General features: G+C 40.9%; 12 protein-coding genes. 9 read left to right on the top strand and 3 right to left on the bottom strand.

The window, feature by feature from the left end; genetic code table 11:
* Positions 1 to 10 precede the first annotated feature (10 nt).
* Entirely contained in the window at positions 11 to 805 is a 795-nt protein-coding gene (locus QF049_RS07545; RefSeq protein WP_307536196.1) for an SDR family oxidoreductase, read from the bottom strand.
* A gap of 176 nt (positions 806 to 981) precedes the next feature.
* On the opposite strand from QF049_RS07545, the gene QF049_RS07540 reads away from it, so the two are divergent.
* The 4 genes from QF049_RS07540 (at position 982) to QF049_RS07525 (ending at position 8162) form a co-directional block, all read left to right on the top strand.
* Positions 982 to 1863, top strand: a complete 882-nt coding sequence (locus QF049_RS07540; RefSeq protein ID WP_307536195.1) for a LysR family transcriptional regulator — start codon at positions 982 to 984, stop codon at positions 1861 to 1863.
* Between the two features lie 228 nt (positions 1864 to 2091).
* The gene (locus QF049_RS07535; RefSeq protein ID WP_190945603.1) at positions 2092 to 2241 is read left to right on the top strand and encodes a hypothetical protein; all 150 of its coding nucleotides are present in this window, start codon (positions 2092 to 2094) and stop codon (positions 2239 to 2241) included.
* A gap of 397 nt (positions 2242 to 2638) precedes the next feature.
* Positions 2639 to 4231, top strand: a complete 1593-nt coding sequence (locus tag QF049_RS07530; RefSeq protein ID WP_307536191.1) for a glycoside hydrolase family 32 protein — start codon at positions 2639 to 2641, stop codon at positions 4229 to 4231.
* Between the two features lie 127 nt (positions 4232 to 4358).
* Positions 4359 to 8162 (top strand): GH32 C-terminal domain-containing protein, encoded by a 3804-nt coding sequence (locus QF049_RS07525; protein ID WP_307536188.1) that lies wholly within the window; start codon positions 4359 to 4361, stop codon positions 8160 to 8162.
* A 120-nt stretch (positions 8163 to 8282) separates the two neighbouring features.
* Here the strand turns inward: QF049_RS07525 and arr are convergent, their stop codons facing one another.
* A complete protein-coding gene (arr, locus tag QF049_RS07520; protein WP_105598868.1) occupies positions 8283 to 8699 on the bottom strand; it encodes an NAD(+)--rifampin ADP-ribosyltransferase in 417 nt (138 codons plus the stop codon).
* 380 nt (positions 8700 to 9079) lie between these two features.
* Here arr and QF049_RS07515 point away from each other — a divergent pair, with 380 nt between their 5' ends.
* Positions 9080 to 9562 carry a MarR family transcriptional regulator gene (locus QF049_RS07515; protein ID WP_307536185.1) on the top strand — a complete coding sequence of 161 codons (483 nt, stop codon included), beginning with the start codon at positions 9080 to 9082 and terminating at the stop codon, positions 9560 to 9562.
* 19 nt (positions 9563 to 9581) lie between these two features.
* The gene (locus QF049_RS07510) at positions 9582 to 10661 is read left to right on the top strand and encodes a nitroreductase family protein (RefSeq protein WP_307536182.1); all 1080 of its coding nucleotides are present in this window, start codon (positions 9582 to 9584) and stop codon (positions 10659 to 10661) included.
* Between the two features lie 221 nt (positions 10662 to 10882).
* On the opposite strand, the gene QF049_RS07505 is transcribed toward QF049_RS07510, so the two are convergent.
* Positions 10883 to 11845 (bottom strand): NAD(P)-dependent oxidoreductase, encoded by a 963-nt coding sequence (locus QF049_RS07505; protein ID WP_307536180.1) that lies wholly within the window; start codon positions 11843 to 11845, stop codon positions 10883 to 10885.
* Between the two features lie 163 nt (positions 11846 to 12008).
* On the opposite strand from QF049_RS07505, the gene QF049_RS07500 reads away from it, so the two are divergent.
* From QF049_RS07500 to QF049_RS07490, 3 genes are all read left to right on the top strand, one after another.
* Positions 12009 to 12569: a helix-turn-helix domain-containing protein gene (locus QF049_RS07500; protein ID WP_124114886.1), complete on the top strand. Its 561-nt coding sequence runs from the start codon at positions 12009 to 12011 to the stop codon at positions 12567 to 12569.
* 215 nt (positions 12570 to 12784) lie between these two features.
* Positions 12785 to 14017: a CynX/NimT family MFS transporter gene (locus tag QF049_RS07495; protein ID WP_307536176.1), complete on the top strand. Its 1233-nt coding sequence runs from the start codon at positions 12785 to 12787 to the stop codon at positions 14015 to 14017.
* Between the two features lie 5 nt (positions 14018 to 14022).
* Positions 14023 to 14454, top strand: a complete 432-nt coding sequence (locus QF049_RS07490) for a universal stress protein (RefSeq protein ID WP_307536174.1) — start codon at positions 14023 to 14025, stop codon at positions 14452 to 14454.
* The last annotated feature ends 113 nt before the right edge of the window (positions 14455 to 14567 follow it).

Below are 14567 nucleotides of genomic sequence, written 5' to 3'. Positions count from 1 at the left end.
TTCTCTCCCTTTAGACGGTAGGGATAGTTCCCCCATCTATGACATATTCACTACCTGTAATAGATGCTGCTCGGTCTGAGACCAGAAATGCGACCAGTTCAGCGACTTCTTCAGGAAATCCTGGTCTACCAATTGGAATACCTCCGAGTGAAGTCATAAGTTGTTCGAGCGCACTTTCTCGACTTCCGGTTTGCGTTGCGATCCGATCAATTAATGCGTCAGATGCTTCTGTCTGAATAAATCCGGGAGACAATGTATTTATGCGAATTCCTTGAGGGGAAAATTCATTCGATAATCCCTTGCTATAATTAGTCAGCGCGGCTTTGGCAGATGCATAAGCCAGTGTGGTTTCATATAAAGGCAAACGTCTCTGGATGGAAGTGAAATGAAGAATAACGCCTGAATTATTTTCTAACATAAGTGGAATTAAGCCACGATCAAGTCGAACTGCTGCGAGTAAATTCCAATTTAATGTATGAAGCCAATCCTCATCACTCAATACAAGTGCACCTCCTGGTGGTGTCGTTGATCCACCTACGCAATGGACAATAATATCGATACCTCCAAGTTGCTCTTTTACTGCTGTAATTATTTGCTCTACACCTTCAGGTGTGGCGACATCTGCTTGCACAAATTTGACCGAATTTGGCAAGTCAGCAGATAGGGAACGGGCAGTAGTAAGAACTGTAGCTCCGCCGTTTGCAAGTCTTTTGACAACTGCTTGCCCCATTCCCTTTGTTCCTCCGGTTACAAGCACCCTTTTACCTTTAAATTCTGATACAGAAAACTCAAATTCTTTATGCATAACTATTCCTCCTAGTGATGGTATTCAATGATTAATTTGAAATTGCTCTGTCTCTAGACCTTAATGTGTTGTTCGAGAGGAGCTAGAACTAATACTACACTTGCTACTTTCATAACGTCCAATTTATTATAATAATAAAAATGATGAATATTATTAATATATGGAGGGGTGTTTTAATGGAACTTACACAATTGGAATACTTTATGACCGTTGCACAGCTTGAACATATGACCTTAGCCTCCAAAAAACTCGGTATTACTCAGCCAGCGTTAAGTCATGCAATTGCCAAGCTTGAAAACGAGATAGGAGCTCCTTTATTTGAGCGAAATGGACGAAATATTAAGCTGAACCGAAACGGTACTATGTTCTCTAAATGGATTGGTCGAGCCCTACAAAATATTGAAAATGGTCTAAGGGAAATCGAAGAGTGGTCCAATCCGGATACGGGTGTGATTACGTTGTCTTATCTAAACATTCTCGGTGTTGAATTAATCCCTAGCCTGATCCGGAGTTATCAATTGAAGTATCCCAAAGTTCGGTTCGAATTGACACAAGGGAACTTAGGAGATATTGATGAACATCTGGAGCAAGGATTTTCGGATATTATGATTACATCGAGGGAATCTACTTTGGATAATCATCACTGGAAGACTATTCAGAATGTTCCTTTATACATTGTTGTTCCTTCCCAACATCGTTATGCAGATTGTAGCGCTCTTAGTTTGGCAGAGCTGTCTGGCGAGCCATTTATAGGATTGAAAAACAACTGTGGATTAAAAGCAACGATTATATCCCGGTTCCGACATACCGGATTTTTTCTTACTTCGGCTTATGAGGCGGAGGACCTGATCACTGTAGCCGGTTTTATAAAGTCGGGTCTAGGTGTATCAGTACTGCCTAAGACGCTGGGGTTGATGTTAGATGAATTGGTTTGGATCCCTATCATTGATGAAGGATGGTACTGGGAAATAGGATTAAAGTGGAGAGATGATCATAATATTTCCCCAGCAGCGAAAAGGTTTATTGAATATGTGGATACTTTACATCAAGGAGAATGACCGCCAAATTTTTTAGTTTTGAAAAGAAATTCTGAGAAAACAATCATACTTTATTGTATTTGAACACAAGGAAAAAATCCTTTTACAATGATTGTCAGTACGTTATAATACAATCACCATGTAGATTACCCAACAAAAAAGTGAAATATTGTAATATAAAGTCACACTCGGCTCATCCAAGTTCTTTGAGCCGCTTATTACAACATAATAGATATCGGAGGTATGATTATGGTTAAGAAAAAAATTTCCACAGCCCTCAGCGCAGCTTTAATCGTTTCTATGCTGGCTACTGGCCTAATAGTCACTATCCAGGGTAACACAACGTTAGAGATAGCGAAGTCAGCAGGGGATAAAAAGGTTGAAGTTGTTAAAGCATAAGCGAGCCGTTAATTTATTAAGAACATGTCAAGAGACAAGAACATATTCCTATTGAAGTCGCTATTTTAGCGGCTTTTTTTTGTTTTATCGGTACAAATTGGGTTTACTACTAACGATATTTTGTTGAACAAGTAAAGAGAAGTTTAGATGTAACCTTTTTTACATTTGTAAACTATTAGGTTAGAAATAATAAAAAAATGATTAGATCAACTTAAATGAAAATTTTTATTTTCTATAATCAGTCATAAATTGTGCAAATGTAAACAAAAACAGATATATATATATAAAAATAATGTTCATTTATCCAAAAATACTTTGACAAATGAAAACGAGTGGATTATTTTGTTAATAAGGAATGCATATTTCTTCTTTTAGATTCTAAGTAGCTTAAGGGAGCGTGAATAAAATTAAAGAAGTACATCTATCAGGTGAAAATAGTATCAGCAAAGATCCAGAAAACTTTATTTATAAAAATGAATACAGACCGCAAATACATTATTCCCCTAAGGGTAATTGGATGAACGATCCTAACGGAATGGTTTATTACGAAGGAGAATATCACCTTTTCTACCAATATACTCCCCATGATACGCAACCTGACTTCGGCAGAATGCATTGGGGGCATGCCGTAAGTAATGATTTAGTACATTGGGATGAACTTCCACCAGCCATCTCACCTGGGGAAGATGGAGCGATCTTTTCGGGAAGTGCAGTAGTCGATAAGAACAATACAAGCGGATTCTTCAACGAAGCAGGATCAGGATTGGTTGCAATTTATACTAATAATGGTAACAGCGCTCAACCCGGTAAACCGCAGGTTCAAAGCATCGCTTACAGCAAGGACAAAGGTCGAACCTGGACAAAATATGAAGGTAACCCTGTTTTATTCCCCACGGAAACGCTAGACTTTCGAGACCCAAAGGTATTCTGGCATGAAGAATCTTCAAACTGGGTAATGGTTCTTGCTGTAAGTAACCGTGTAGAATTTTACACATCTTCGAATCTTAAGGATTGGTCTTTTGCAAGCGGTTTCGGTTCTGATATTCCGGGCATCCATCGTGGAATATTTGAATGTCCTGATGTTTTTAAAATCCAAGTGGATGAGGACCCTAATACCACTAAATGGATTCTGACACTAAGTGTCGGAGATAGAAATGGCGTAAATCCCAACGATTCAGAACCACCCGCAGGCGGTTCTGGCATGATGTATTTTATAGGTCACTTTGATGGTAAGTTTTTTACATTAGATGAAACATTGGAATCATTCGATACAATCAAATGGATAGATTACGGATCTGACTTTTACGCGGCCGTGACCTGGGATGGTATCCCGAATGAGGATGGGCGAAAGATTTGGGTCGGCTGGATGAATAATTGGCGTTATGCTTCCACTCTTCCTTCTAAAGAATGGCGTGGCCATATGTCAATCCCACGAGAGATTCAGCTTAGGACGTATTCGGAAGGACTTCGCTTAATTCAAGCACCCATAACTGAGTTAAATCAACTTAGAAGTTCAATTCTGTCTCTACAAGACATTACGATTAAACCAGATATGAACGTTTTGTCTGCTGTTTCTGCTGCAAAGATGGAAATTATTGCGGAATTTGAAATCGGTAATGCAATAGAATTTGGGTTCAAGGTGCGAAAATCTTCCTCTTCCAACCAGGAGACAGTCATCGGATATAATGTCTTGGATGAGGAGTTGTTTGTCGATCGGACGAAGTCAAACACTGTTGATTTTCATCCCGATTTTGCTGCAAAACACAAGGCCCCCATGAAGCCAGAGCATAAACGGATACAGTTGAGTATCTATGTTGATTGGTCAAGTGTAGAGATCTTTGGCAACAATGGAACAACTATCATTTCAGACACGATTTTCCCCGACTTGGGAAGTAGAGGACTGGAACTCTATGCCATTGGCGGAGAACTAAAGGTCGTGTCGCTTCAAATCAATAATCTCGTTAGCATTTGGGAAAATCAGAGTGTTTAGAATTTAGCAATGGCTTGATTCCCCATATTGGTTACTGAGCGGTTTTGGGCAACCGAACTGAACTGGTTGTCCAAAACCAATTAAATTTGAACCGACTTTACAATTCTATTAGAAAAGAGGATATGGAATGAAAGATAAATCTAAATATGCAATATGTCTTCTGATGGCAACGGGATTGGCTCTGACTTCAAACGGTATTTTTACATCTAAATCAATTGCGGCTAGTGCTGTGCTCGCTGATCAGGAAACAAATAAAAAGGCAAAGGAGGAGCTTGATATTTTTGAAAGCGCATCCAAATTAAATACCAATCTGATAGGCTGGCATGTGAAAGGAAAAGGAGGATTAGAGGATACTTCAGAAGGAATTTTGCTAACTTCACAGCCTAAAGAAAATGTAATGGCCATCTCAGAGACCGTGTCCGATGATTTTATCTATGAAGCTGATGTCATGATCAGGGATACGAAGGCAGATGCAACATTGTTGTTTCGATCTAATGAGGATGGCTTTAGCTCGTACATGCTGCAAATCGTTCCGGACGCAGGTCTGATTCGGTTAAGAGATGCAAGAAATGGAGATGGGAGATTAAAGGAGGAGCGTAAAGTTTCTGTTGAAATGGGGCAAATCTATCATCTCAAAGTAAAGGCAGTGGGTTCCTCGCTAAAAGTATATTGGGGCAATCAATATAAACCATTAATTGATGTTCAAGACATTTCGTATCAAAGCGGTAAGCTTGGACTCCATGTATGGGATGGATCCGCCTTGTTTTCGAACATCGTGGTGAGCGATCTGAAAGGTAATTTGGGTACGGTGCTTTCTAACAAGGGAAAATGGCAGCCTGATATCAACGGAAAAAGAGGGACGGTAGAACAGGAGAGCAAAGCACAGCAAATCTATAATAAAGAGGCAACTGATATGGTCTATGAAGGGAATATTACCCTTCGTCCTGATTCTATTGCAGCTCTCGCATTTCGATCTTCAAGCGATGGAGCTGAGGGATATGAAGCTACTCTTACGAAGGAAGGAGATCAGGTCCGTGTAAGTTTGACGAATACAAAAGGAACAATAATTGCAAGTTCGCAACGTACTTATCCGAGTCAGATGGGAGCCAAACATCATGTGGAAATCAAGGCAAAGGGAGATCGAATTCAGGTCTTCCTGGACGGGTACACTACGGCCGCGATTGACGTGGAAGATTCAACCTACAGAAGTGGAAGTACTGGAATCGTCGTAAAAAAGGGAACGGCTTACTTTCAGGATACTTATGTGACAGAACAGAGCCAATATTACAATGAGATATATCGTCCACAATATCACTACACGCCAATACGTGGTTCAGCGAGTGATCCGAACGGACTTGTCTACTTCGAAGGAGAATATCATCTCTTCCATCAGGATGGGGGAACATGGGCGCATGCGGTAAGTAAAGATATGCTGAACTGGAAACGGCTTCCGATTGCACTTCCCTGGAATGATCACGGACATGTCTGGTCTGGGTCGGCTGTTGCGGATATGACAAATGCATCTGGTTTATTCGGAGATTCAGGAGGCAAGGGCCTTATTGCATACTACACTTCCTTTAATCCGGATAGCCCAAATGGGAACCAGCGTATAGGTTTGGCTTACAGTAAAGACCTAGGTCGTACTTGGGAGTATTCGAAGGAACGCCCGATTGTGATCGAGAACCCAGGTAAGAGCGGAAATGAAGCTGGGAATTGGGATTTTCGCGATCCGAAAGTGATCCGTGATGACGAGAATAACCGATGGGTTATGGTTGTGTCCGGAGGAGATCATATTCGTTTCTACACCTCAACGAATTTACTTGACTGGACATTGACAGATAATTGGGGATATGGGGATTACGTCCGCGGAGGAGTATGGGAATGCCCTGATTTGTTCCAGCTTCCGGTAGACGGAACGTCACAGAAGAAGTGGGTTATGATGATCAGTACAGGAGCGAATCCCAAAACAGGCGGATCAGATGCCGAGTATTTTATCGGTCATTTAACAGCTGATGGTAAATTCGTGAACGATAATCCGGCGGGTAAGGTGCTAAGAACAGATTTTGGTAAAGAATTTTACGCTTCAATGTCTTTCGCTAATATGCCTGATCATCGCACAGTGATGATGGCGTGGATGACGAATTGGGACTATCCGTTCGCTTTCCCAACGTCCAATTGGAAAGGTGAACTAACCATTCCGAGAGAAGTATCATTGGTAACGACCGAAGATGGAATTCGTATGGTGCAAAGTCCAATCAAAGAATTGGAATCACTGCGTAAACCTTTGTATTCTGCTTCTAACAAGTCGGTGAGCCCTTCTTCCGGGAATCTGCTAAAAGGTATTATTTCAGGTGCTTACGAAATTGAAGCTGAAATTGAAATCCCTGAAAACAGCACAGTGACCGAGTTTGGCTTTAACATTCGTGAGGGTGCAGATCAGAAGACGGTCGTGGGTTATAAGGCAAGCGATAGTCGTATGTTTGTGGACCGAACTGCATCGGGTGAAACGGATTTTTCTAACCTTTTCAGTAAGAAACATGAAGCACCTACGCAAATGGAGAATAATCGGATCAAGATGCGTATTCTTGTGGATGAGTCTTCCCTTGAAGCCTTTGGTAACGACGGCAAAGTCGTCTTTTCAGATGTTATATTTCCGGATCCTGCTAGTAGAGCAATGAGTTTTTACGTAAAAGGTGGGAATGTGAACGTTGTTTCCTTGAAAGTGCATCAACTTGAATCTGTCTGGAATGAGGACATTCCTTCAAAAGTTCAAATAAAGATGGATACGAGCGTTCGGGAACTGGGGGTAGGCGAGTCGGATACACTGCAGGCGATGATCGAGTACGGACCAGGTTTAGGCGTTCAACCGCTTAAGTGGAATTCTAGTAATAAAGAAGTAATAACCATAGACTTGGCAGACAACTCACACGCAGTTATTAAGGCGAAAAAAGAAGGGGAGTCCACCGTCACTGTATCTACTCCGAATGGTAAAACTTCCACTAGTGTGCTCGTTAAAGTCATAGGTGGCGAGTTCCGGACAAACCTCAGTGGATGGACTAAAGATCTGTCTGCTGCTTCATGGTTAGTTAGTGAACATGGGATTCGTGGTAAATATTTTAGCGATGCGAATTATATTGCCAAAGAGAAGGCTGGGAATTTTACGTATGAAGCAGACATGATGCTCAGTGAAACAGGAGGGGCAGGTTCTATTTTGTTCAGGACTAGCGAAGATGGTCGCAGTGGTTATTATCTGAATCTAGACCCTAACATGAAGGCAATCCGTCTGTTCTATAAAATCAATGGAGGATTTGAAGAACGGCAGGTTCTTGCAAAAGTACCAACTTTCATTCAGCCAGGTCAAACGTATAAGGTGAAAATAGAAGCGAATGGTCCGCATATTGTCGTTCACGTGGACAGTCAAAAAGTCATAGATATCATGGATGGTACTTTTGCAGAAGGCCACTTTGGACTCAATGTATTTGGCGGCTCCGCATCTTATCAGAACGTCAATGTCAGCAACGGTGAACCTGCAAACATCACCAAGTCCAGCCTTGTAAATGCCGCAACACAGAAATCCATTTATACAGTTGACCTTGTCAACGGGGAGCCGGTTGCCTTGCAGGATGCAAGTGCGGCTTCCGTCCAGAAGTGGGTATTTGTTCCGACAGGCGACGAAGCAGGTTCGTATTCAATTCGTACTACGGCCGGTCAGACGCTTGATCTGGATATAGGGCAAAACAAACTTCAGCTATATCATTACTTAGGGTACAACAACCAGCGCTGGGTCCTTCACCAGAACAAAGACGGATCAGTTCATATTACTTCAGCTCATCATCAAAAAGCATTAGAAGTATCGGAAGATGGGACCGAACTCTTCCTAAATGAACTGAATCCATCACTTGATCGACAAAAATGGATATTAACGAAGTAATTAAAATTTATAGCATGATGGCATATCTCATAGATATTCCAATAAAGAAGTGCCGCGGGACAGGAACATTGTTCTATTCAAGTCGCTATTATAGCGGCTTTTTTCTTTTAACGAGAGGAATCAATCATATATTATATTTTTTCCTTCTTCACTTAGTTTTCTCAAAGATGTAATCATGTGATTAATCTCTTCTTCAGTGTGTCTTTCCCATGAAGCTAATTCAGCTACTATTTTAAGTGGCGATTTAGATCGATATGAACGTGTTGGGTTTCCAGGAAACCTTTTATCAGTTACGTTTGGATCACTTTCAAAATCTCCTAATGGTTCTACAATGTAGATTCTTTCTTTTGCATTAGATCTTGCCAATTCAGCACCCCATTTGGCAGCATTTAATGTTGCAGTAAAGTATATATGGTTAGAATTTTTCTCTTGGTAATTTGATAAGAACTGTGGTTCTAATAAATCACCAATTTGCAGTTCTGCTTTTGTACCATGAAAAAAAGGACCTTGATCTATGATCACTTTTTTGTCATCCATACTGATCCACCTCTTTTTTAGTATTGTATTTAGCAGTATAGTGTAGGAATTTCAAAAAAAACAGTCTATAAAAAAATAAAAAATAACGGTATAATTTAAGTAGAGAGAATGATACTGAGTCCAATAACCCAAGTCTAAGAAGGCAGCCGATCAGCGTGATCGGCTGTTTTTTTTAAAACTAACGAGCAGCTTAAAAGATAATCCGTTCAAGGCAGGTCTCTGATTATCGAGTAGTGTTGTAATGCCAGAATATATAGTTGATAAGCATTATCATTCATGATATATTGTTAACCAGTAAACTAAATATAAGAATTTATTTAGAAAATCCCTATTATTTAAATGTTATTTTTGTTTACAAGTAAATAAGGAGCGATCAAAGAATGATCTCAAAAGATCGAACAAAACAGTTGCTTTATGACCAATTTATCCGTTTTTTACATGTGTATGAGAACCACAAGGATACAGAAATCGAGCATTTCCTAAGTATCGCCCAGCGAGAAAGCATCGAGAAAATCCCTCAGCATTTGACCGCGGTTCATATGATAGATTGCATTGGCAAGCATGAGCCTATTAACAACACGGGTATTGCCGAGACGATGAATTTGTCCAAAGCAAGTATCACCAAAATTGGCAACAAACTGTTGGAAGAAGGATTCGTCAAACGTACGAAAATGAACGACAACAAAAAGGAGAGCTATTTCCGGTTGTCACCGCAAGGCAAAAAAATCTTTGAACTGCATGAACGTCTGCATATACATGAGGCAGAGGGCTTCTATCGTACTCTCGACAAATATTCGGAAACGGAGCTAAAAGTAATCCATCAATTTCTTCAAGACAGCAGTATAAATATTGAATCCAGATAAACAAAGGAGAGTGAAACATTTGAGTCTGGCGGAATTGATCAGGGAGCGCAGGAGTATTCGTAAATGTAACTCTACGCCGGTGGACCAGGAGTTAATTGTTGAATTACTACGTAAGGCTATACGGCTTCAACCATTTGTTGAGTCTGGCTCATGGCGTGTAGTATATGCCGGAACGCCAGAAGCACGCAAACGGTTGGTGGACTGCATGCTGGAACAGATGTCACAAAGCAAGCTCGGCAAGCTGATTCCCGGGAAACTTCTGGATGTTTTTAAAAAGAGATTTACCGATATTCCTGCCCACGTCATTGTTATGTCGACTGTAGGACCGAATCGTCTGACCAATGACCGCAATTATTCGGCTGCCTGCGGAGTGATGCAGAGCTTCCAACTGCTGGGCTGGGAACGAGGGTTAGGCATGTTGTGGGATACAGAGTCCATGATTCAGCATGAAGGGTTCTTCAATGGTATTGGCTTACGTGAGGATGAAAGATTTGTTGGCATTCTTCATATAGGATATTACGACAAAGCGCCAAGAAGTCGGAAAAGGACACCACGCCGAGCAGAAGTGGACCGTATTGCGAGGACAGACTACATAGAAGAGGAGGATATGAAAATGAAATTGTCAGATTTGGAAGGAGACATGGACGGTCCGAGTGAGTTTTTGGATCAACCGGTATCGCAGGACCTAATCCTTGAATTGCTCAATCATGCCGTATGGGCGCCAAATGATGGCCTCCGAGAGCCGTGGCGATTCATCTTTGCTGATAACCGGTATGGGGACATCATGCAGGGATTACAAGAGCCTGCCCCTGCATATCTTCTGGTCTTAGTGAAGGAAGAGGCGGATCAACATAAGCGAGAAGAAGACTTTGCGGCTGTCTGCTGCCTAATTCAGAATTTCCGCTTGCTGGCTCATGAGCAAAGTCTGGGCGTGCGTTGTACCTTGCATGACTGGATGTACGACCCGAGCCGTACTGAAATGTTTGGTGTACTGAGTAACGAGCGCATTGCTGCGGTTCTGGAATTGGGATACGGTGCGAATCAGTGGAATGGAAATACGGAGTTACCTGAGACTCAACTTCATTTTGAACTGCTGTAGGGGTGAAGACGATGGGATGAGACTCCAAAATGTGAATAAATCCAGATATGTCAAGGGACAAGAACATATCCCCAAGGAAGTCGCTATTTTAGCGGCTTTTTTAGGTGGTGGTTCTCTTGGGGATCAGACAATTCTTATCGTGATATTTCCACCGGCTTCGAACAATGGAAGTAGGCGATTAAAGGGAGTAGGGGGGGATCAATTTTTATTGCACCAAAACATCATAACTGATTGAGCTTGCTTTCAGGCTCCTCACCATTTTCTACACGTTTTATATTCTTTATAAAGAAATCATATCTTGTTTTATGAAATTTCCGACCATCAGGCATTCCCGCTGTATGGGGAGTAAGTATTACATTACCCAGATTCCGGAGCTCACTGTCAATAGGAAGCGGTTCAGATTCAAACACATCCAGGCATGCGCCTGAAATATCCCCGTTTTTTAATGCATCAATCAAGTCTCTTTCGTTGACAATGCCGCCGCGGGCTGTATTGATAAAAAGAGTAGTGTTTTTCATTTTTTTGAATGCCGCTTTGTTGATCAGCTGTTTGGTTTGCTCATTCAAGGGTACATGTACACTGACTATGTCCGATGTGCTTACAAGAGTATCAAAATCCGTCATTTTCACAAAACCATCAGATTGTACAGTGGCATTTCTCGCATACGCCAGCACATTCATATCAAAAACCCTGCAAAACGCAGCTACTTTTTTTCCAATAGCACCCAAACCGATAATCCCAATCGTTTTGCCTTTTAATTCACTCCCTGTATAGTCCAATTGATTTTCATCCATCTTGTTTTTCATGAAAGTATCAAGAAACGGTATGTTTTTATAATAAGACAATATCAGTGCCATTACGTGCTCGGCGACTGCCTGTGCATTCACTCCTGCAGCATTGGCCACCCAAATGCCGAGCTGTGTACAGGCAGGGACATCCACATTATCAAATCCTGCACCCGTCTGTACCAATTTTAATTTTTTTGCCTTAGAAAGCAGGCTGTGATCCACTTTAATATGTTCAGGAATGATTACCTGGCAATCTTCAATATGATGCAGCATTTCTTTTCCTGGCGGAACAATTACAACGTTCCAGTCTTGCGGAAAACTCCTTGCAATATTTGATTTTGAGGTCTCGCTAAAATAGCCAACGATGAGAATCTTCATTGCTAAACCACCTTTCATAAGCAATACCATTCTTCGAATAAAACCGTTTGATGCTCGTCATTGTATCCTTTTAATTCAATTTTATCAAGAAAATCTCATCGCGTTCTATTGAACTGGAATGGAAAAGAATCTAGATAAACAATATACTAGCTATATAGTTTTTTATTGAGGTGAATATCAAATGGATGAAATCGATGAGTCAAAACAAATTGTATTACAAATCGGCGGTGCATTAAAAAAGTACAGAAAAGAAAAAAACATGACCTTAGACGACTTATCAGAATTAACAGGCGTAAGCAAACTTACTCTGGGTAATATCGAACGTGGCGAGACAAATCCAACTTTGGCAATTATATGGAAAATTTCAAAAGGAATATCTTTACCGCTATTGGCTTTGTTCACATCAGAGAAACCTGTTAGTTTGTATCGAGCAGGGGAGGGACTGCGGTTTTCTAATGATGAAAAAAATTGGATTATTGAACCCGTCTTTAAAAGCAACGATATTGAAATGTGTCGGGCATACTTACAGCCAAATAGCTCGTATTATCCTGAAGGTCATCATGTGAATACAACTGAAATTGCGACAGTAATGACTGGTTCCATTGAGTTACAAGTCAATGGAGAGATTTACACATTGAATCAATATGATACGATCAGTTTTCGTGCAGATGATCCTCACGCTTATACCAATCATACGAATAACGAAACAGTGCTCCATATATCCTTAAAATATGGTTTCTAGTAGTGAAAATCCGCTTATTAAATGCAACTCCGAATTCCATGACGGGAATTCAGAGTTGCATTTTTTTAATCAATTTTAGTATGTTATAAAATAATTATTGTTTAAAATAGTATATTATAATATACTTTCGTTATTCGCGCGAATGTTATAGCAAAGTTTTTCAACCAGCATGAAGCAAATATTATAAGTAAGAATTCAGGAAGGAGAAATAAAGAATGCCGAATAAACAAAATAAAAAATTCGTGCCATCCTCTGTAGCGCTGATCATTCTCGGCATTATTGTTATTGCAGCTAATTTACGTACTCCCTTAACCTCAGTTGGTCCTTTAGTGGGTTTTATAAGGGATGACGTCCATATTTCAAATACATTAGCAGGCCTGATCACAACCGTACCCTTGCTTGCCTTTGCTTTATTATCGCCTCTAGTACCCAAGTTAGGACGAAGATATGGGGTTGAGCGTATCATTTTGATTGCCCTAATCTTTCTGACTGTTGGTATTGTAATACGATCTTTATCTGGCGCAGTTAACCTGTTTATTGGAACAGCAGTTCTTGGATTCGCCATTGCCATATGTAATGTATTATTGCCAAGTATAATCAAAAGGGATTTTCCAAATAAAATTGGCTCCATGACAGGAGTTTACTCCATTTCGATGAATTTATGTGGAGCAATTGCATCGGGAATCAGTGTACCGCTAGCCATGAACGCTGGGCTAAAATGGCAGGGAGCATTGGGAATATGGGGGATTCTAAGCTTTGTATCGATCCTCTGTTGGTTACCCCAATTAAGAAATCAAACAAAACAAACCGCCACGACGAGTCAACAAATGGCAAGCAACGATGTGAATGTTTGGCGATCCCCGCTTGCTTGGCAAGTAACCTTGTTCATGGGTATACAGTCTATGGTTTTCTATGTATTGATCGCATGGTTGCCTGAAATTTTAAAGCAGCAAGGCATTGACTCCAACCAATCTGGATGGTACCTCTCGATCATGCAGTTAGCGATGCTTCCATTTACCTTTATTGTCCCTATTATTGCTGGGCGTATGTCTAACCAACGTTTGTTAGTAATCATCACAACCATGTTGCTTTTGACGGGGACACTCGGACTTCTTTACGGAAGTTCCAATGTCATTCTGTTGTGGATCGTCATACTCGGAATTGGTGGAGGCTTCGCCTTTAGTTTGGCCATGATGTTTTTCGGATTGCGCACTGAAAATGCACATCAAGCAGCGGAACTATCTGGTATGGCCCAATCGATCGGATATCTTCTTGCCGCAATCGGTCCAGCCCTTATAGGATATCTGCACGATGCAACAAATAGTTGGAACCTGCCACTTTTCATTCTTCTTGGGGCTTCGGTGTTACTCTTTTTAGTTGGTATAGGAGCAGCAAGTAATCGTGTTGTAGGTAGTCGAAATGGTTACGAATTGCCACGGAAAGGATGATAACTATGTTTGACAAAATTATGGTGGCCATTGATAAAGCTGAAATAACGAACAAACTCCTTGATGCAACCGTTGAAATAGCCCAAAATAAACAAACTCAAGTTACCTTGGTTAATGTCAGCCAGGATTATGTGTCAAATGGCATGACATATGTACCAGAGAATTTTTTGGAAGACATACTGAACGAAATGGAGAAAGCGAGTTTGGAACAGTTGCATCAAGCCAAATCTAAATTAAAGTCTGCGGGGATTAACCCGGAAACTGTCCATCTTAAGGGAGATCCTGGGCATGAAATATTGAATTACGCAAGGGATACCGAGCAGCAACTTATTATTATCGGAAGCCGTGGGTTAAGAGGTGTAAAAGAAATGATGCTTGGAAGTGTCAGTCACAAGGTTTCACAGCTATCAAGTTGCCCAGTCCTCATTGTACATTAACTCCTCCGGGAGCTGTTTAGATGATGCATTATTATACGGCGGGGAACGTTTATAGTATGAATTAAACAGCGGCATTCTAGGATATTTGTGTTCCTACAATGCCGCTCTTTCTA

The organism is Paenibacillus sp. W4I10 (genome assembly GCF_030816325.1).
GTDB classification, from domain to species: Bacteria; Bacillota; Bacilli; order Paenibacillales; family Paenibacillaceae; genus Paenibacillus; species Paenibacillus amylolyticus_B.
The sequence above is the reverse complement of the archived record's forward strand: the minus strand, read 5'-3'. Positions and strand labels throughout refer to the sequence as shown.